Below are 18,972 nucleotides of genomic sequence, written 5' to 3'. Positions count from 1 at the left end.
CCGAAACCCTGGTCAGGCACGGCTGGCTGCTCATCGGATACTGTCTTTTCGAACGTCATCGATGTTTATTCGTCGCAAGGCGTAGGAAGTATATCTCAGCGCCCGGCCCGGGGAATTGAAAGGGGGCACGGGCTAGTCAGATCTGCCGCCGGTGCTCGACCATGGCGAGGAACCGCTCATACTCCCGCTCGTCCACTGCGTAGCTGTGCTCCTCGTCCGGGAAGATGCCGGCCTTCACTTCCTCCACGTAGCGACGGATGCCCGCCACCGCCACCTCGGTCAGGTTGGCATAGCGTTTGGTGAATTTGGGTTTGAAATCGGTGAATACGCCGAGCAGGTCGTAACACAACAGGATCTGACCGTCGGTACCAGCGCCTGCGCCAATGCCGATGGTGGGGATCTCCAGTTGCTCCGAGATCACCTTGGCGATCTTCGCCGGCACCGCTTCGAATTCCAGCATGAAGCAGCCCGCGTCCTGGATCGCGAGAGCGTCTTCCAGGATCTTCATGGCAGTCTCCGCCGTACGCCCTTGGACCTTGAAGCCGCCGAACATGGCGATCGTGTGGGGCGTCAATCCGATGTGGGAAGCACAGGGGATGCCGGCATCCACGATGGCTTTAAGGATATGAGCTTGGGATTTACCGCCCTGGGGCTTGACCGCGTCGCACATTCCTTCTTGCATGAAGCGGGCGGCGTTGGCGAGAGCACGGTCCACGGTATTGTAGCTCTGGTACGGCATGCACCCCAAGACGAAGGTGTTGGGGGCGCCACGCCGTACCGCCGCCGAATGCAGGATCATCATGTCCATGGTAGCCGGGATGGTGCTCGGGTGCCCGTGGGCCACCATGGCCAGGCTGTCGCCCACCACCGCCACGTCTACCCCGGCCATTTCCGCCCAGCGCGCCGAGGTGTAGTCGGGCACCGACATGTAGACCATCTTCTCTCCGGTTTTCTTGGAATCGCGGATCTCGGCGATGGTGCGTTTGGACCGTTTGTCCTGCATCAGTCCGTCTCCCTTTCTATCCAACTGATATATTACTGCCATAGCAGATGCTGGGCAACCGCAGGGAGACCTCCCGGTAGGCGAAGCGTCTAGAGAGCGCCGCTCGAACCTTTGCCTCTCGGAGCTTTCCGAGAAAAGCGCCCACGCTGGCGAGCCTCCTGGGGGAGCGGGACGGTATAATGGCGTCGCACCGCGCAAGGGGTGGAAGTCCGCGCGGGCATGTCTGGCCTTTCCGCCACTGGAGCACAACCACCGACCATGAAGCCAAAAGTCCTCGTCACCCGGGAGATCTTTGACGAAGTCCTCGAGTTGCTGCGGCAGCACTTTGAGGTGAGCGACAATCAGGGCGACGCCGTGTGGGGTCCCGAAGACCTGGCGCAGCGTCTGGCGGACAAGGATGGCGTGATGACTTCCATCGTGGATCGGATCGACGCCGCACTTCTCGACCGGGCGCCCCGCCTGAAGGTGGTGGCCAACATTGCCGTGGGCTATAACAACATCGACGTGGCGGAGTGCACGCGTCGGGGCATCTTGGTTACCAACACGCCGGGGGTCCTGGATGAAGCCACCGCCGACTTTACCTGGGCCCTCATTCTCGGGGCGGCCCGGCGCCTGACGGAGGCAGAGGCCTACCTGCGGGGCGGCCAGTGGAAACGCTGGGAGCTTAAGCAACTTCTGGGAGCCGACGTGCACGGTGCCACCCTCGGCATCATCGGCATGGGCCGCATCGGCCAGGCGGTGGCCCGGCGCGCTCTCGGGTTCGACATGCAGGTGCTCTACTGGAACCGGCACCGCGTCGCGCCAGAGGTGGAGCGCCGCTGCAACGCCACTTTCGTGTCCAAGGAAGAGCTCCTCGCCCGCTCGGACTTCGTCACCTTGCACTGCCCTTACACGCCCGAGACCCATCACCTGATCGGTGCGTCGGAACTCAGGAAAATGAAGCGCACCGCCATCCTCATCAACGCCGCCCGGGGCGGCGTGGTGGACGATGCCGCCTTGGTGGCGGCTCTGCGGGACGGCACCATCGCCGCCGCCGGACTCGATGTGTACGAGAACGAGCCGAACCTTCATCCCGAGTTCCTTCGGCTCAAGAACGTGGTGCTGGCGCCCCACATCGCCAGCGCCACCCACTCTACCCGGCTCAACATGGCGAAAAAGGCCGCACTGAACCTAGTGGCGGCCTTGACCCGAGGCGATCCTCCCGATCTCGTCAATCCGGAGGCCAAGCGCAGAGGGTAGGCGGGCGGTGCCGCGCACCGCCTGCAGGATAAAGGCGGGCCCGCAGGCGTTTGCGCTGCCTGCCCGCTCACTTGCCTCCGCCGGGGCTTGAGGCTGATGGACCATTTCTCCCAGCTTGTCGGTCTGATGGTGCAGGTGATGCTGCCCCTGTCCCTACTGGTGGCGGCAGGGGCACTTTGGCCCCTCGTTTTCCGCGACGCGCCGCTCGCCCCCTTACGCAGCCAGCTCAATCGGCTGGTAATGTACGTCTTCTACCCAGCCATTATCTTCGCGGTCTCCGCCACCACGCCCATCACCGGTGACTTGCTGCGTGTGCCGTTGCTGGTAGGCATCGGCTCCCTGAGCTCGGGGGTGATTCTCTACTGGATCCTTTATCGTTCGCCGCTGGGTCGTGATCTTAAGGACACAACCCGAGCAGTGCTCATGGTGGGCGGGATGTTTGGCAATACCTTCAACATCGGAGTGCCAGTGCTGCAGTTCTTCTACGGGCCGGAGGCACTGCGCTACGCGGTATTCAACGACATGCTAATGACCATCCCGGTGGTGTGGAGCGTGGGGGTATGGATCTGTACCCGCCTGGGATCCCATCGGGGCAATGCCGCCGACCAGCCCTCGGTGTGGCGGGTCCTCGCCACGATGCCCCCTCTTTGGGCTTTCGTGCTGGGGATCGGGCTACAGTCCTTGGGCTGGGTCTACGAGCCTCTGGTAAACGCCACCCGTTTCATTGGTCAGGCCACCATCCCGGTCATTCTTTTCGTACTCGGGCTCACGGTTCCCTGGCGTGCCCTGATCCCGAAGGGGGAGATCCTGGCGGTGGCCGCAATCAAGCTTCTGCTGGTCCCGGCGCTAGTGTGGGTGGCCGCCCGCGTACTGTTCGCCCCCATGGGGGAACCCGAGTACGCAGCGGTGGTGGAAGGGACCACACCCACCATGATGACGGCCCTGCTGTTGGCCGACCGCTTCCGCCTGGACCACGAGGCAGCAGCGCTACTCATCGGCTGGAGCACCGTGGCCTTTTGGCTGACCTTACCCCTGTGCCTCACGCTCGGTCTGATCCGGTGACGGCATTTCAGGTCAGAACTTTTTTGCCTCCGGCTCGCCAAATCGGGTAGAATTCGCCCTCGGCGTGCTGTAAAGCATGCCAGCCCCAAAGGGGAGTAGCTCGACGAAGCCCGTGCGAACGGGCTTTCGCGGCAGGATCGTCAATCCGGGCGCCACCCCGGTCCTGCCGGCAACCCTCGGTTGCAAGCGAGACCTTTGCCAGCACCGGCAAAGGTCTTTTTATTTTCGGACCAGGCCGATGGCTGGCAGTTCGGGGACGGGGCGCCCCGCCAACGAGCTGCAAAGGAGAAATCCATGCCCGAGACCATCGGTACTGCCTGGATGTGGGCGGCTTTCGCCATTTTCGTCGTGGCCGCCCTGGTTGCGGATATCGTGCTCCTCGAGCGCGGTGGCGCCCGGCGGATCACGCTACGGGAAGCGGCCTGGTGGTCCGCCTTGTGGGTCGTGCTGTCCTTCGCCTTCGCTGGCTTGCTCTGGTGGTACTTGGATATCGAGCATGGCCGCTCTCTGGCCAATCTCAAGGTCACCGAGTTCCTGACCGGCTACCTGGTGGAAAAATCCCTGGCGGTGGACAACATCTTCGTGTTCCTGATGTTGTTCAGCTACTTTGCGGTGCCCCTCAAGTACCAGCGCCGAGTCTTGATCTACGGCATCGTGGGCGCCATCGTGTTGCGGGCGGCCATGATTCTGGGCGGCGCCTGGCTGATCGCCCGCTTTCACTGGGTGCTGTACTTGTTCGGTGCATTTCTTCTCGCAACCGGCATCAAGATGTGGGTGTTCGCCGACGCCAAGCCGGATCTGGAGCGCAACCCGGTGCTGCGCTGGTTGCGCGGTCATCTGCGGATCACTCCGGAATTCCACCAGGAGCGGTTTTTCATCATCCGCGACGGCAAGTGGTGGGCGACCCCCCTCTTCGTAGTCATGGTCATGGTGGGCGTGACCGACGTGGTTTTCGCCGTGGACAGCATTCCGGCAATCTTCGCCATCACCCTGGACCCTTTCATCGTGCTCACCTCCAACGTGTTCGCGATACTGGGATTGAGGGCAATGTACTTCCTGCTGGCGGGCTTTGCCGGGCGCTTCCATCTGCTGAGCTACGGGCTCGCCCTGATCTTGATGTTCATTGGCGTGAAGATGTTGATCGCCGATTTCTACAAGATCCCCGTGTTCGTGTCCCTCGCGGTGGTGGTTGCCATCCTGGCTGCGTCCGTGGCCTTGAGCATGGTGCTCAGGCCGGGCCTTCAAGGCCGCGGCCAGTCCGCGGACGCAGAGTCATAAGGGGCCCCCGTTAGCAAAAGCGGCATCGGTACGGCCCGGAGAGGTGTCGCCGACGTTGGCTCGGCGCCCGAGGCGCGCGATCTACCCGGACCCCGTTTCCCCTCCTTGATCAGAGGGCCGGGGCCCTAGTCGATCAAGAAGGATTGGGAGCACTACGCCCGCTGGCCCCCGCAAGGAGTATGCGGCGCGAGGGGTGAGGGGGGTCTCGGAAGGGTTGATCTCCACCACGACCGCGCCAGCCTCCAGGGCTCGCTCCGGAAGCGCGGCCGCGGGATAGACGAGGCTCGAGGTGCCGATGCTCAAAAAGACCTGGCAGCGGGCGGCGGCGTCCATGGCGGCCGCGAGCGTGCCCTCGGGCAGCGTCTCCCCGAACCAGACCACATCCGGCCTGAGCCGGCCGCCACAGGCGGGGCAACGCGGCGGAACCTCCTCCGTCTGCGACCCGGCTTCCGCGGGACGGCCGCAGGCAAAGCACTTGCTACGGGTGATGTCGCCGTGGAGCTCCAGCACTCGACGGCTGCCCGCGCGCCGGTGCAGCCCGTCCACGTTCTGGGTGGCGAGGATGAATTCGGGAAAGCGCCGCTCCATTTCCACGAGGGCGTAGTGGCCAGGGTTGGGCTCAACGCGCGCCACCTTCTCTCGGCGCCAGGCGTACCATTCCCACACGAGCCGGGGGTTACGCCGAAAAGCTTCCGGCGTAGCAAGCTCGTGGGGATCGTACCTGGCCCAGAGCCCCGTCTGGGCCTCCCGGAAGGTGGGAACGCCCGACTCGGCGGAGATGCCGGCACCGGTGAGGGCTGCGACGCGCCGAGCCTGCTGGAGGGCGTGGATGAGGGAGGCTGGAATGTCCATGGCTCAAAGCGCTGGGAAACGCTCATTGTAAAATAAATGGACGTGCTTTCAGTTTCGCTTTTTTCCCATGGTTGTGCCTGCCGCCCTGCGCGGCCACCCTTTACTGGAACGTTTCTCGGCCCGATTGGCTGAGACCATGACGCGTGACCGGCCGGCCCTGGCGGCGGAGATCGCGCGCCTAGGCGCTCGGGACGACCCGGCCCGGCTGCGGATGCTGGAGGCAAGGCTCGAGGCTTCTGCCGACCGTTTTCGAGAGCGACTGGCGCGGCTGCCTGTGCCCACGTTTCCCCCAGCGCTGCCGGTTTCCCAGAAGCGAGAGGAAATCGCCGCTGCCATCGCGGCCCATCCGGTAGTGATCATTTGCGGAGAGACGGGCTCGGGGAAAACGACTCAATTACCCAAGCTCTGCTTGGCGCTCAAGCGTGGCGTCGCGGGGCTGATCGGCCATACCCAGCCGCGGCGCATCGCTGCCCGCACGGTGGCAGCCCGCATCGCCCGGGAGCTGGCCACTCCCCTGGGTCAGGCTGTGGGCTACCAGGTGCGTTTCTCCGACAAGGTGTCGGAGACGACCTACATCAAGCTCATGACCGACGGCATCCTGCTCGCCGAGACCCAGGGCGATCCGCTGCTTGCGGCCTACGACACCCTCATCATCGACGAGGCCCACGAGCGCAGCCTCAACATCGATTTCCTACTGGGTTATGTGAAACAGCTCCTACCCAAGCGCCCTGATCTCAAAGTCATCGTTACTTCCGCTACCCTGGATGCGCAGCGCTTTTCGCGGCATTTCGGCAATGCCCCGGTGGTGGAGGTCTCTGGTCGGCTCTATCCGGTGGAGATTCGCTACCGACCCTGGGCCGAATCGGAAGGGGACGAGGAGCAGGGCCTGACCGAGGCCATTCTGGAGGCTGTGGACGAGGCCCATCGCACCGGCCCCGGAGACATCCTGGTGTTTCTCCCAGGGGAGCGAGAAATCCGAGAGACCGCCGAAGCATTGCGCAAGCATCATCCTGCGGGGACGGAGATCCTGCCCCTTTACGCGCGGCTCTCCGCCACCGAGCAGGAGCGGGTATTCGAGCCTTCGCGAGGGCGGCGCATCGTGCTTGCCACCAACGTGGCCGAGACCTCCCTCACCGTGCCGGGTATCCGCTACGTCATTGATCCGGGCCTTGCCCGGATTAACCGTTACAGCTATCGCAACAAGGTGGAACAACTTCTCACCGAGAAGATCTCCCAGGCGTCGGCCAACCAGCGGGCAGGCCGCTGCGGGCGGGTGGCAAGCGGAGTGGCGATTCGCCTGTACTCGGAAGAAGACTTCAACGCCCGACCCCGCTTCACCGATCCGGAAATCCTGCGCTCGTCCCTCGCTGCCGTCATCCTGCGCATGCAGGCGCTGAACCTGGGCGAGGTGGACGCTTTTCCTTTCGTGGATCCGCCAGCGCCCAAGGCCGTTTCGGACGGCTACCAGCTTCTCGCCGAACTGGGGGCGGTGGACGAAAACCGCCGTATCACCCGTATCGGCCGCGAGCTGGCGAGGCTTCCCATCGATCCGCGCATCGCTCGCATGATCCTGGCGGCCCGGGACGAGCATTGCCTGACCGAGGTGCTGATCATCGCCTCCGCCCTGTCCGTGCAGGACCCCCGGGAACGGCCCCTGGAGAAGCAGCAGGCGGCAGGGGAGGCCCACGCCGAGTTTGCGGACGAGCGCTCCGATTTCCTGTCGTATCTCAAGCTCTGGAAGTTCTTCGACGAGGCGCTCAAGCACAAGAAGTCCAACCGCAAGCTGCGGGAAGAGATCCATGGGCGCTTCCTTTCCTATCTGCGGTTGCGGGAGTGGCGCGACATCCACGGCCAGCTCCATGCCCTGGTGACCGAGATGGGCATGCGGCTCAATGAAGACGCCGCTACTTACGAGCAGATCCACCGCGCCCTACTGGCGGGGCTTCTGGGCAACGTCGGAATGAAGGGCGAAGAGCCGGGGGAGTACCAAGGCGCCAGGGGTATCAAGTTCCTGATCCATCCGGGCTCCGGCTTGCGGCGCAAGGGGCCCAAGTGGATTGTCGCCGCGGAACTGGTGGAAACCACCCGTCTGTATGCTCGCTGTGTAGCTGCCATTGAACCGGAATGGATCGAGCGGGCGGGCGCCCATCTGGTCAAGCGCAGCTACTTTGAGCCCCGCTGGGAGAAGAGCGGCGCCCAGGTGGTCGCCTGGGAGCAGGTGTCCCTCCACGGGTTGGTGGTGGTGCCGCGCCGCCGCGTCCACTACGGCCCCATCGATCCGAAGACCTCCCGAGAGATCTTCATCCGCCGCGGACTGGTAGCCGGCGAATTCGACACCCGGGGCGAGTTTTTCCGGCACAACGAACGGTTGCGCGAAGAGATCGAGGTGTTGGAGCACAAATCCAGGCGCCAGGACGTGCTGGTGGACGAGGAGCGCATGTTCGCCTTCTACGATGCCCGCATTCCTCCCGATGTGTACAACGGCCACTCCTTCGAGCGCTGGCGCAAGGAAGCAGAGGCGAAAAACCCCCAGCTCCTGTTCATGAGCCGCGAAGATCTCATGCGGCACGACGCACAGGGCATCACCGAAGCCCTCTATCCAGAGCGGCTGGCGGTGAATGGGGTGGAGCTTGCGCTTTCCTATCGTTTCGAGCCCGGCCATCCCTTGGACGGGGTCACTGCTACCGTGCCCCTCGCTTTGCTCAATCAGCTGCCCGCCGCTCCCTTCGAGTGGTTGGTGCCGGGCCTTTTACGGGAGAAGGTGAACGCCCTCATTCGCGGGCTTCCCAAGTCTCTGCGCCGGGCCTTGGTGCCGCTGCCGCAATCCGTCACGGAAGCCTTGACGGCCCTGGATTCGTTCTCGAGGGAAACGCCCCTGACGGAAGCCCTGAGCCGCGTATTGAGCCGCATGCGCGGCGTGGTGGTGCCTGCGGAGGCGCTTCAGGCAGTGACGCTTCCGGCCCACCTCCGCATGAACTTCCGAGTAGTGGACGAAAAAGGGATAGAGCTCGCCATGGGGCGGGACCTGTACGCCCTGCGTCGGGCGCTGGAGGAGCAGGCCCAGGCCGCGTTTGCCCCCGAGAGCGCTTGGGAGCGCGCAGGCATCGGGTGTTGGGGCGACCTGACGTTGCCGGAAGCGGTGGAATTCCGCCGGGGCAGGCACGTCTTAACGGGCTATCCCGCTCTGGTGGACGAGGGGGGGTCGGTGCGACTCACCTTGTTGGAGACGCCCGAGAAGGCGGCCATCGCCACCCGCAGTGGCATCAATCGCCTGTTCCGCTTGGAGCTGAAAGAGCAGTTAAAGCAGCTGGAGCGGAGGTTGCGGGACGCTCCTCAACTCGCCATGCTCTATGCGCCCTACGGAGACGGGGAGGCGCTCAAGGAGGAGCTCGTCTCGGCGGTTGTCGACCGTGCGGTATGGAGCGATCCCTCCCCGATCCGGACCCGCCGCGATTACGAGGCCCGAGCCAAGCAGGTGCGGGCTAAGCTCCCGGTGGTGGGAGAGGAGTACGTGCGGCTTCTCATCCAGATCCTGACCGAAGCCCAGACGGTGAAAAAGCTGCTGGCAAGCCCCGGGACCCGGGCGTGGAAACATGTGGTGCCGGACTTGACCCAGCAGCTGGAGGCCCTGATCCATCACGGCTTCCTCGCCTCTACGCCGTATTCGCATCTCATAGAATATCCGCGCTACCTCAAGGCCATGCAGAGGCGGCTGGAGAAGCTACAAAACTTCGGCGAGCGCGATGCCCGGTGGACGGGCGAAATCCAACGCTTGACGAGGCAATGGCAGCAACGCCTGGAGCGTCGCCGCAAAGCCGACCTCCCGGATCCGCGGTTGGAGGAATTCCGCTGGATGCTGGAGGAGCTACGGGTGTCCCTGTTTGCCCAGGAGCTGAAGACCCCCTATCCCGTGTCGGTGAAACGGCTCGAGAAATTTCTCTCAGATTTGCCCTGAAAGGGCCAAGCCGGCAAGGGCGGATGCTGATACCATAAGCGCCGCTGGAGGAATGGATCCATGGAGATTCGGACACGGCTGCCGCAGCAGGAGGTTCCGGCCGAGGTGGCGGGCAGGCCTCCTCGGCTTAAGGTCGACGGGCTGGTGAGCAACTCGCTGGAGCTCGGTCCAGAGGAGCTGGCGGCGCTTCCCCGCGCGAGCCTTGCCGAAGCCTTCCGCTGCGAGGAAGGCTGGGAGGTGCCCGGGCTCACCTGGGAAGGCGTACCGCTCGCCGAGGTAATTGCCCGGGCCCTGCCGTCCTCCCAAGCGCGCTTCGTCCGGGTGGGGGCGGGTGACTACGTCGTGCCGATTCCGCTGGAACAGGCCTGCCGGGCGCTCCTGTGCGACCGGCTCAACGGTGCGCCCCTGACCCTCCAGCACGGTGCCCCTTGGCGGCTCGTCCTGCCGGGCGGTGCGTGCTTCACTAGCGTGAAGTGGGTGGATCGGCTCACCCTCACCGCTGAGGCGGGCGAGAACGACGGCGAGCGCATCGCCCGGGCGCGCCGCAAGGCTTGAACCGGGCGAAAAGGGGGGAGAATCGTCGATGGAGAAGGAAGCCGAGCGCGACTGGCAGAGCTACCGTTTGCTCATGGATCTTTGGGCCCGGGAGAACATGATCAAAACCCAGAAGCTGCAGGTCCTGTTGCTCGCCAACGTTCTGCTGGCGATCGGCGTGGAGCTGGCTTTTGCCGCCGACGCCCAGTCCTGGCCCATCTTCATCTACCTGGCGGGCTTCGTCGTCTGCCTGGTGTGGGTGCTTTCCATCGGCCGCACCGTCCTTTTCCAGGACATGTGGAGCGCGAAGCTCGACGATCTGGCGGCCCGCTATCCGGAAGACGCCCGGTTTCACCTGCACGAAAATAGAGCAGCGCTCGTGCGCGCCAAGCGCATTGCCCGTATCGCCGGCGCCGTACCGTCCAGGTATTACCTGATCGGGGCGCCGGCGCTCTTTACCCTGTTCTGGCTGTACGTGTTGCTGGGGCAATGGTGAAGAGGAGGCTTGCCCGAGCGGGAAAGGTCTGAACCGAACGCAGCCGCCTCGCGGGGTGGTCAATCGAAATCGAAGATTTCTCCCAGCCAGGATTTTCGCCGTCGGCGGTAGTGTTCGTCATCAGGATAGCGCTCGCCTCGACCCCGCGCCGCCGCGGAAGGCGTCTCGGACCGGGGTGATGGCTTGCCCCATTCCTCCCCTGCGGCGCGCTCGATCAGCCGGTCTAGCTCGCCTCGGTCGAGCCACACACCTCGGCACCGGGGACAGTAGTCGATCTCGATGCCTTGGCGTTCAGTCATGAGCAGGTCGACTTCGTTGCACACGGGGCATCTCATGGGCTTCTCCTCACCAGCTGGTTAACCCTTCAGTCCGATGCGTCTCGAAGGCCTGAGTTCCCGGTCCGTGGGGAAAAATCTTCAAGCGACATGCCCGTGGTTTGCCGGTAGGCATTGGGCGCACGCTCCTACCCTGCTCAGTCGCCAGGCTCCGATACTCGTTCGCCGCAATCGAAGACAAGACAGAGTGCCTCCGCCAGGGTCTGTTCCACCAAGGCATCGTAGTCGGGAAAAAGCTCTGATTCCAGGGCGCTCACTTCCTCGTGCCGCGACGCAGTGCGCGGCTGGGGCGAGAGGAGGGAACAGCAGTCCTTATACGGCCGGATGGAAGTCTCATAAGTGCCGATTGAGCGGGCGAGATCGATGATTTCCCGCTTGTCGTAGGCGATGAGGGGCCTGAGGATCGGCAGTTCCACGGCGGCCGACATGGTGACCATGTTTTTGAGGGTTTGGGAGGCCACCTGTCCTAGACTGTCGCCTGCCACCAGGGCCGGCGCGCCGAGGCGCCGGGCGAGCCGCTCGGCCACCCGGGCGGCGAAGCGGCGAAACAGCACTTGCTCGTAGGCGCTACGGCGCTGGAGTAGCCCGATGTCGAAGCGGGTCGAGGGCACGACGAACAGGCGCGAATGTAGGCTATAGCGGGAAAGCAGCCGCGCCAGCTCTGCCACCGGACTTGCCGCCACGCTCTGCAGGTCGATACGGGTTGCCGCCACGTGCAGGAAATCCACCCGGCAACCCCGCTTGGCCATGAGGTAGGCCGCCACCGGGGAGTCAATTCCACCCGAGCGCAACGCGAGCACCCGCCCGCTCGCCCCCACCGGCAGCCCGCCGATGCCTTCCACCCGGTCGGTGAACAGATAGGCGGCCTCCCGGGCGATATGCACGCTGAAGACTCGCTCCGCAGAGTCTAGACTCACCTTGGACCAGCCGGAGCCCGCGATGATCGCCGCGCCGAAGCGCCGGGCGAGCTCGCTGGAATTTAAGGGAAAGCGCTTGTCGGAACGCTTCACCCGCACCTTGAACGTGGACTGTACGGGCAGGACTCGGGCGAGGGCGACCAGGGCCGCTTCGAGGCGTTGGACATCCGTTTCGCTCCAGCCCGCAACCGGCCGGGGAAAGGAATGGGCGGGGGCGAACCAGGCAATGCCCGGTACCTGGGCGACGGCGCTGAGCAGGGGCTCCAGCTCGGCACCAGGGGGGATCTCGACGTACAGGCCGTCATGAGTGAGGCGCACGCGCGTGGTGCTGCCCGCCCGGTGTAAGCGGTGCTCGATATTTTGACGCAGCAACTCGGCGAAGCGGGGCCGGTTCTGGCCTTTGATCCCGATTTCGGCGTAGTGCACCAGCAGCCGGTCGGGCCTGCCGAGCCCGGAGCTCGAGTCCGGTGCTTCTGCAGTTCCAGACGCGGGAGGATAGACAGCGCGGATTTCGGCCTCCATGGATCGGAGAACTCGCTTGCTATTCGAATCTGGCGGGTATCGAGTGAGCTGAGATGAGAAAAAGGTCGCTCGGACGCTCGAATGGTTTATCGTAGTGGCACGCCCGTGTTCTGGCCGCACGGGCAGTATAAGGCCTTTTATTCTAAGCCCACCTCGGGTTGCCGGGAAGGACGGCGCTGGAGCGCTTTCCCGGTGTTCTGGGGCTCGCGCATCGGTTAGCATTCTGCCATCGAGTCAGCCCGAGATTACCTCGAGAGGAGCCCATGGCCATTGAGCTCATGCCGATTCTGAAGTCCATCGGACCGCTCGTGTCCGTCGCAGAGCGCATCGTCTCGTCATGGATGGCGGTTCGCAGCACCGCGCGGGAGCGGGACTTGAGCGCCCGGCTCGAAGCGCTGGAGCGGCATTTCACCGATCAGGCGAAGCTCGCCGCCGAGCTTGCCGAGCAGGTCCAGCGCCTCGCCCAGGCGCTGGAGAAGCAGGTGAGCGCCAACGAGAGCCTGGAGCGGGCGGTGCGCGCCTCCCGCAGGACCACGGCGGCCGCCTTGGGATTGGCAGCGGTGGCGCTGGTAGCAGCACTGGGAACCGCGGCATAGGGCCACTTGGAGAAGGCCCCATGGGCATGCGCGATGCGTACCTGCTTTCGATCGGTTCCCGCTTGCGCGTCTGGGAGGCCGAGATCGATCGGCTCGAGCGCCGCGCTGCCCGCCTTTCCGCAGGCGGCGAGCTGCGGGCCGAGGAGCGGGTGCTTGCTCTGCGAGGCCAAGTGCGGGAGCTCAAGCGCTTGGTACGGCAGCTTGCGCAGGCTCGGGACGCTGCCTTCGAAGAATTGAAGTACGAGATAGAGCGTGCAGCCCGCAGGCTCGGTAAGGCCGTGGAGGCGGCCCGGGCCGAGTTCCTCTAAGCCGGGCTCCGGGACAGCGTCGTGGCCCGAGTGATGCACAGCTGCGAGGGGTGGGACGCGCGTCACCGGAGCGCAGGCATTCGCCGAGCCGATCCGTATTGAGTTGGTGCACGGTAGAAACCCGCCGCACCAACGCAGGGCACCCATACTTCCTCTCCTCGAAGCGCCCCAGGACCGCTGCACGCCCGCATCCCGATACAGATCAAAGCGCTTTCGCAGCGGCGAGGGTGCTGGCATGGTCCTTGCCTCAGCGGGGTTACAAGGCGAGTCGCCCCTGTTCGGTGGCCCGTGAAAGGGTGTTCTTACGGGAGGGCACGGCTACGCAGCGGGAGCCGACCCCTCCCGCGGACAACGAAGTTCACCATCGCCGGCAGGCGCAGTGAACTTTTTTATTGACTGGAGCAAGTGATGGCAGCGTTGCTCGGAGACGAGTCGCTTGCGGCCGAAGCGCTCGCGCCAGTGACAGCCGTCGGCACTGGCCCTGCCGGCGTGCGCGTCATCCGGGCGCTACGCCGACATGCTCCGGGCCTGCCGCTGGCCATCCGTGGCCGGTCAACAGGCAGTGCAGGCCGAAGATGCCCCTGAAAAAGGAGGGGCCTGAAGCGGTGGTCAAGAGCCCGGGCCAGCCGTTTGACGAGGAAGAGGCGTTGGGTGGGAGGTGTCCCACGGCAGTCTACCCAGACGAGACCGTGGCAAAGGTCTGCATCGCCTGTCACGAGGACCACCAAGATAGCCCGCGCCGGGACATCGAAATGGGAGACGCGACGGTCGGCATCGTGCCCATCCCGAGAAATGAGACGGCGATGCATCTCGGAACGACAGTCTCGATTTGAACGCTTGCACCTCTCCCGCGGCGACCGGACAGGAGGCCGCCTACCCAACGCGAGACGATGCGTGACTCAAACGAGGACAGGCGGTGTGGGCCAGGCCCTACCGGGATTGCCACGATGAGCCGTTGTCGGGCGTGCTCCGGATCGAGAACAAGACGGTTTGGGGCCGCGCCCTTGGATCAGGGACGCGAGGTGTTATATGCCCGAGCGCCGGAGGATTTCGTTGCATCGAGCTGCCCGGAAATGCTGCCGCGCGGGGGAAATGCGAACCTCACCGATGCCGAGATAAGGGCGGCAGTCGATGACATGATCACCCTGGTCAACCCTTGGCGAAAGGAGTTGTCATGACACCGCAGCAGATCACTTTAGTGCAGTCGAGCTGGTCAAAGATCCTTCCCCTCCAGGATCAGGTAGCCAGGTTGTTCTACGAACAACTTTTTGCGATGGATCCGTCTTTGCGGCTTCTGTTTGAAGGCGACATGGTGGCGCAGGGACGCAAGCTCATGGCCATGATCAACGCCGCCGTCAATAGCCTGGCGCACTTCGGCGAGATCGTGCCGGCGGTCCAGGACCTGGGCCGGCGTCATGCGAGCTACGGTGTCAAGGAAAGTCATTACGCCGCAGTCGGTACAGCGCTTCTTTGGGCTTTGCAGCAAAGTTTGGGGAAAGAGTTCACCGCGGACGTTGAGCAGGCCTGGGCGGACGTCTACTGGCTCTTGGCGAGCGTAATGAAGGAAGCCGCTGCTACCGCGGCTGCCTGACGCGTGCCTGAAGGACAGCATCCTTCGGGCGGAGGGCTCAGAGACGACAGGGCTTCCATGCGCGTGATTCTGGTGGACGACACCGCTAAGGACATCAGTCGGCTCAAGGGGGTCCTGACCGCAGTGGGGTGCGAAGTGGTGGCGCAGGTCCGCGCGGCCATCGAACTCCATGAGTTGGTCCTGAAGTACGAGCCCGACGTGATCATCCTCGATTGGGATTACCCGGCCCGCGATGTGCTGAAGCAGCTTTGCGAGCTCACGCGAAGCACGCCTCGGCCCATTATCCTGGTCACTGCCCAGCGAGATATGCAGACCATCAAGGCGGCCATTGAAGCGGGCGTCTCGGCCTACGTGGTGGGCGAGGTTGCCGCCGGGGATGTCGATGTCGTCCTGCGCGTGGCGATCGCCCGCTTCGAAGCAGAGCAGGCGCTCAAGCGGCAGCTGGCGCAAGTCCAGGCGCGTCTTGAGGAGCGCAAAGCGGTGGAGCGGGCCAAGGGGCTGCTCATGAAGGCGCGGGGCATCGATGAGGCAGAAGCGTACGGCATCTTGCGCAAGATGGCCATGGACCGAAGGATGCGCCTCGCAGAGGTTGCGCAGGGCGTGATCGATGCTATGAAACGGCCGGGCTGATTTGGTGCGCGCCTGCTCCGCGATGGTGCAGGCGCAGCGCCTGGTAGCGGTGTGAAGGCTGGAGCGAGCGCGCAAGGCTTTGATGCATTGATGGAAATACTGGATCCGGGAGCAGGCATGGTTGTTGCGAGAAAGACGATCGAGCGTACGCTCGAGCGGGCGGGCGCGCGATGAGGTAAGGGGCGAAAGCGCCCGCTTAGGACAACGGCGTCCTGGAGTGTGGGGGAAAAGCCACAGCTTCAGGACGCTTTTTTTTTGGGAACTGTTTATTCGACCTTAAGGTGACGGAATGAGCGAAAAGAGCCACCCTAGCCCTGCCCCAGCAGATCCGCAGCGGCGCCGCCTCATTCAGCTTGCAGGCGCTGTCACAGGGGCTTCTATCCTCTCACTCGTGCCGCCGGCGATCCGCTCGGCTGCCTGGGCCGCCGGCTCAGACGCACCGGAGAAAAAAGAGGTTAAGGTCGGCTTTATTCCGCTCACCGACTGCGCCAGCGTGGTCATCGCCGCGGAACTAGGCTTCGACAGGCAGCACGGCATCAAGATCCTGCCCTCGAAGGAAGCGAGCTGGGCTGCGGTGCGCGACAAGCTCGTCAACGGCGAGCTCGACGCCGCGCACGTGCTTTATGGCCTGATCTACGGCGTACAGCTGGGCATCGGCGGGCCGAAGAAGGACATGGCCATTCTCATGACTCTCAATAACAACGGCCAGGCGATCACGCTCTCGAACCAGCTCAAGGAGAAGGGGGTAACCGATGGCACGTCGCTCGCGACCTTACTCAAAGCGGAGCCGCGCGAATACACCTTCGCCCACACTTTCCCCACCGGCACGCATGCCATGTGGATTTATTACTGGCTCGGCGCGCATGGCGTCAACCCGTTTACCGACGTCAAGACTATCACTGTGCCACCGCCGCAGATGGTGGCGAACATGCGCGTAGGCAACATGGACGGCTACTGCGTCGGCGAGCCGTGGAACGCGCGCGCGATCTTCGATCGTATCGGCTTTACCGCCATCACCACCCAGGATATCTGGAAGGATCATCCCGAGAAGGTGCTCGGCACGCGTCTCGAATTTGTGCAGCAGTACCCGAACACCGCGCGCGCCATGACTGCGGCAATCATCGAGGCCGGCAGGTACATCGACACGATGGGTAATCGCTCCAAGGTAGCACAGATCATCGCCCAGAAAGCCTACGTGAACACTGACGTGCACGTAATCGAGGGTCGCATGAAGAGTGAATACGAGAACGGCATAGGCAAAAAGTGGATAGACAAGAACTATATGAAGTTTTACAACGACGGGGCGGTAACCTTCCCCTACCTCTCCGACAGCATGTGGTTTTTAACTCAACATCGACGCTGGGGCCTGCTCAAAGAGGACGTGGACTATCTGGCGATTGCCAAGCAGGTGAACCAGATCGAGCTTTACAAGCAGGCCGCCGCCATGGCTAAGGCGCCGGTGCCCGAGAGCCCGGTGCGCGCTGCTCGGTTTTTCGACGGTGGCATCTGGGACGGCAAGGACCCGAAAGCCTATGCGGCAAGCTTCAGGGTGCGTGTGAGCTGAGGTCGCGCGCAACAGACGACCTGGAGAGAACATGAACGTCGTACAGTTGAGCAAGCAAAAGCAGCAGCCAGAGCCAAGCGCACCGGCCGTAGTACCGCTACCGTTGCAGGCAGCGCCCTCTTCGTCCTCCGTGCCCGCGCGAGGGCGAACGCTGATTCAGGGATTGCAGCGCCTGGTGCTTCCACCCGCGATCGGCATCGTGAGTTTCGTCCTCGTGTGGGCCCTGGTCTCCACCACGAGCGATCTTCCGAGTCCGGCGAAAACCTTCGCCACAGCGGTCCAGGTGTTTAGCGATCCGTTCTACGACAAGGGTCCGAACGACCAGGGCATCGGCTGGAACGTGCTGCGGTCGCTTGCACGCGTGGGCTTGGGCTTCGGGCTTGCGGCGCTCGTAGGCATTCCCCTCGGGTTTCTGATCGGTTATTTCGGTTTCCTCAGCCGGGCAATGGCGCCGATCATCAGCGTGCTGCGGCCGGTGTCGCCGCTCGCCTGGTTGCCAATAGGGCTGTACATCTTCAAGCAGGCGCAGCCAGCAGCAATCTGGGTGATCTTCATCTCGAGCCTGTGGCCAATGGTGCTCAACACCGCCGCTGGTGTGGCGCAGATTCCACAGGACTACCACAACGTCGGGCGGGTGCTCAATCTCCCGCCGTGGAAGCTCTTTAGCCGCATCCTGTTTCCTGCGGTCGTACCGTACCTGCTAACCGGCGTACGTCTGTCGGTGGGCATCGCCTGGCTCGTAATCGTGGCTGCCGAGATGCTCACAGGCGGAGTGGGCATCGGTTTTTGGATGTGGGACCAGTGGAACAATCTGAGCGTAGAACACCTGATCATCGGCATATTCGTGGTTGGACTGGTGGGTTTGCTGCTCGAGCAGGCAATCCTGCTCATGGCACGCCGTTTCCGTTACTGAGATTGCAGATCGCCTCATGGACAAGTTCGTGCAAATCGAAGACGTGCAGATGGTGTTCACGACCCGCCGCGGCCGGTACGTGGCACTGGAGGACATCTACCTCAATATCCATCGCGGTGAGTTCGTGGCGATCATCGGCCACTCCGGATGCGGCAAATCCACGCTGCTCAATTTGATCGCGGGCCTGCTCGAACCCACGCGCGGCGTACTGCTCCTTGACGGGCGCGAGATCGCCGGACCGGGACCGGACCGGGCGGTAGTGTTCCAGAACCATTCGCTGCTGCCGTGGTTGACCGCGTTCGGCAATGTGTATCTTGCCGTCGAGCGCGTCTTCGGCCGCGACGAGACGCGTTCGCAGCTGCGCTGGCGCACGCGCGAGGCACTCTCGCTTGTGGAGCTGGCGCACGCCGAGCATAAATACCCAAACGAACTCTCTGGTGGAATGAAGCAGCGCGTGGGCATTGCACGCGCGCTCGCCATGCAACCCAAGGTGCTGCTGCTCGACGAACCCTTCGGTGCGCTCGATGCGCTCACGCGCGCCACCTTGCAGGAAGAATTGATGCGCCTCGTCGCTACCGCTGGCACGACCACGATCATGGTCACACACGACGTGGACGAGGCGGTGCTCCTGTCCGACGCCATTGTGCTGATGACTAATGGGCCCGCCGCGACCGTGGGGGAAGTAGTTTCAGTGGATTTGCCTCGTCCCCGGGACCGGGTCGCCCTCGCGGCAGACGCCCGCTACCACCACGTGCGCGCCCACGTGCTGGAATTTCTCTATCGTCGCCAGATGCGCCCGGCCGCTTGACCTCACTGGAGCGCAGGAGACGGGCCAAATGAACACAAACTTCTGGAAAGTGGGCCACGCCCCCACCCTGTTCGCGGCGTTTCTCTATTTCGACTTGAGCTTCATGGTCTGGGTGATCCTAGGCCCACTGGCGGTGCAGATCGCGGCGGACCTGGGGCTCACCGCGGGCCAGAAGGGGCTCCTGGTGGCCACACCAGTGCTGGCCGGTGCGTTGCTGCGCATCGTCATGGGAGTGCTGGTGGATCACCTGAAACCCAAGCGCGCCGGCGGCTTCGGCCAGATGCTGGTCATCGGAGCGCTGGCGTGGGCCTGGGCGTTTGGCATTCACACGTTTCAGCAGGCGCTGCTTCTGGGGGTGTTCCTGGGGGT

The 18,972-nt window shown here is 63.8% G+C and carries 18 protein-coding genes and 1 pseudogene; 15 read left to right on the top strand and 4 right to left on the bottom strand.

The genetic code is table 11. The features are described 5' to 3' along the window. Positions 1–136: 136 nt before the first annotated feature. A complete protein-coding gene (panB, locus tag V7Q81_RS03510) occupies positions 137–1,003 on the bottom strand; it encodes a 3-methyl-2-oxobutanoate hydroxymethyltransferase (protein ID WP_333840390.1) in 867 nt (288 codons plus the stop codon). Between the two features lie 258 nt (positions 1,004–1,261). Between panB and V7Q81_RS03505 the strand changes: the two genes are divergently transcribed. The 3 genes from V7Q81_RS03505 to V7Q81_RS03495 all read left to right on the top strand — a co-directional run bounded on the left by V7Q81_RS03505 (position 1,262) and on the right by V7Q81_RS03495 (position 4,582). Beyond that, positions 1,262–2,242 carry a 2-hydroxyacid dehydrogenase gene (locus V7Q81_RS03505; protein ID WP_333840389.1) on the top strand — a complete coding sequence of 327 codons (981 nt, stop codon included), beginning with the start codon at positions 1,262–1,264 and terminating at the stop codon, positions 2,240–2,242. A 96-nt stretch (positions 2,243–2,338) separates the two neighbouring features. Next, the gene (locus V7Q81_RS03500; RefSeq protein WP_333840388.1) at positions 2,339–3,304 is read left to right on the top strand and encodes an AEC family transporter; all 966 of its coding nucleotides are present in this window, start codon (positions 2,339–2,341) and stop codon (positions 3,302–3,304) included. A 294-nt stretch (positions 3,305–3,598) separates the two neighbouring features. Next, the gene (locus V7Q81_RS03495; RefSeq protein ID WP_333840387.1) at positions 3,599–4,582 is read left to right on the top strand and encodes a TerC family protein; all 984 of its coding nucleotides are present in this window, start codon (positions 3,599–3,601) and stop codon (positions 4,580–4,582) included. An 81-nt stretch (positions 4,583–4,663) separates the two neighbouring features. On the opposite strand, the gene V7Q81_RS03490 is transcribed toward V7Q81_RS03495, so the two are convergent. Beyond that, positions 4,664–5,434: an SIR2 family NAD-dependent protein deacylase gene (locus V7Q81_RS03490; protein ID WP_333840386.1), complete on the bottom strand. Its 771-nt coding sequence runs from the start codon at positions 5,432–5,434 to the stop codon at positions 4,664–4,666. Positions 5,435–5,501: 67 nt separating this feature from the next. Here V7Q81_RS03490 and hrpA point away from each other — a divergent pair, with 67 nt between their 5' ends. Genes hrpA through V7Q81_RS03475 form a run of 3 tightly spaced genes read left to right on the top strand, consistent with a single transcriptional unit; the run spans position 5,502 to position 10,419 of the window. After that, positions 5,502–9,389 (top strand): ATP-dependent RNA helicase HrpA, encoded by a 3,888-nt coding sequence (gene hrpA / locus V7Q81_RS03485; RefSeq protein ID WP_442954746.1) that lies wholly within the window; start codon positions 5,502–5,504, stop codon positions 9,387–9,389. A gap of 60 nt (positions 9,390–9,449) precedes the next feature. Next, complete coding sequence (locus V7Q81_RS03480; RefSeq protein WP_333840384.1) at positions 9,450–9,944, top strand: molybdopterin-dependent oxidoreductase; 495 nt, start codon at positions 9,450–9,452, stop codon at positions 9,942–9,944. A gap of 28 nt (positions 9,945–9,972) precedes the next feature. Then, positions 9,973–10,419, top strand: a complete 447-nt coding sequence (locus tag V7Q81_RS03475) for a hypothetical protein (protein WP_333840382.1) — start codon at positions 9,973–9,975, stop codon at positions 10,417–10,419. Between the two features lie 59 nt (positions 10,420–10,478). On the opposite strand, the gene V7Q81_RS03470 is transcribed toward V7Q81_RS03475, so the two are convergent. Together V7Q81_RS03470 and thiI are read right to left on the bottom strand one after the other, a co-directional pair. Continuing rightward, the gene (locus V7Q81_RS03470; protein ID WP_333840380.1) at positions 10,479–10,754 is read right to left on the bottom strand and encodes a TFIIB-type zinc ribbon-containing protein; all 276 of its coding nucleotides are present in this window, start codon (positions 10,752–10,754) and stop codon (positions 10,479–10,481) included. 137 nt (positions 10,755–10,891) lie between these two features. Continuing rightward, positions 10,892–12,193, bottom strand: coding sequence for a tRNA uracil 4-sulfurtransferase ThiI (thiI, locus tag V7Q81_RS03465; protein ID WP_333840379.1), 1,302 nt, complete (start codon positions 12,191–12,193; stop codon positions 10,892–10,894). A 263-nt stretch (positions 12,194–12,456) separates the two neighbouring features. Between thiI and V7Q81_RS03460 the strand changes: the two genes are divergently transcribed. The 9 genes and pseudogenes from V7Q81_RS03460 to V7Q81_RS03420 form a co-directional block, all read left to right on the top strand. Next, positions 12,457–12,789: a hypothetical protein gene (locus tag V7Q81_RS03460; RefSeq protein ID WP_333840377.1), complete on the top strand. Its 333-nt coding sequence runs from the start codon at positions 12,457–12,459 to the stop codon at positions 12,787–12,789. Between the two features lie 20 nt (positions 12,790–12,809). Continuing rightward, positions 12,810–13,097 carry a hypothetical protein gene (locus V7Q81_RS03455; RefSeq protein ID WP_333840375.1) on the top strand — a complete coding sequence of 96 codons (288 nt, stop codon included), beginning with the start codon at positions 12,810–12,812 and terminating at the stop codon, positions 13,095–13,097. A gap of 575 nt (positions 13,098–13,672) precedes the next feature. Beyond that, positions 13,673–13,930 (top strand): hypothetical protein, encoded by a 258-nt coding sequence (locus V7Q81_RS03450; RefSeq protein ID WP_333840374.1) that lies wholly within the window; start codon positions 13,673–13,675, stop codon positions 13,928–13,930. Positions 13,931–14,271: 341 nt separating this feature from the next. Beyond that, positions 14,272–14,688 (top strand): globin family protein, encoded by a 417-nt coding sequence (locus V7Q81_RS03445; protein ID WP_333840372.1) that lies wholly within the window; start codon positions 14,272–14,274, stop codon positions 14,686–14,688. Between the two features lie 57 nt (positions 14,689–14,745). Next, on the top strand, positions 14,746–15,318 hold the full coding sequence (locus tag V7Q81_RS03440; protein ID WP_333840371.1) for an ANTAR domain-containing response regulator: 573 nt from the start codon (positions 14,746–14,748) through the stop codon (positions 15,316–15,318). A 289-nt stretch (positions 15,319–15,607) separates the two neighbouring features. Then, positions 15,608–16,882 carry a CmpA/NrtA family ABC transporter substrate-binding protein gene (locus V7Q81_RS03435; RefSeq protein ID WP_333840370.1) on the top strand — a complete coding sequence of 425 codons (1,275 nt, stop codon included), beginning with the start codon at positions 15,608–15,610 and terminating at the stop codon, positions 16,880–16,882. Between the two features lie 31 nt (positions 16,883–16,913). Beyond that, a complete protein-coding gene (gene ntrB, locus V7Q81_RS03430; protein ID WP_333840368.1) occupies positions 16,914–17,795 on the top strand; it encodes a nitrate ABC transporter permease in 882 nt (293 codons plus the stop codon). 16 nt (positions 17,796–17,811) lie between these two features. Beyond that, on the top strand, positions 17,812–18,603 hold the full coding sequence (locus V7Q81_RS03425) for an ABC transporter ATP-binding protein (RefSeq protein WP_333840367.1): 792 nt from the start codon (positions 17,812–17,814) through the stop codon (positions 18,601–18,603). A 28-nt stretch (positions 18,604–18,631) separates the two neighbouring features. Beyond that, positions 18,632–18,972: pseudogene (locus V7Q81_RS03420) on the top strand (MFS transporter); the annotation flags it as partial.

This window comes from Pelomicrobium sp. (assembly GCF_036803785.1).
In the GTDB taxonomy this organism is placed as follows: domain Bacteria; phylum Pseudomonadota; class Gammaproteobacteria; order Burkholderiales; family UBA6910; genus Pelomicrobium.
The sequence above is the reverse complement of the archived record's forward strand: the minus strand, read 5'-3'. Positions and strand labels throughout refer to the sequence as shown.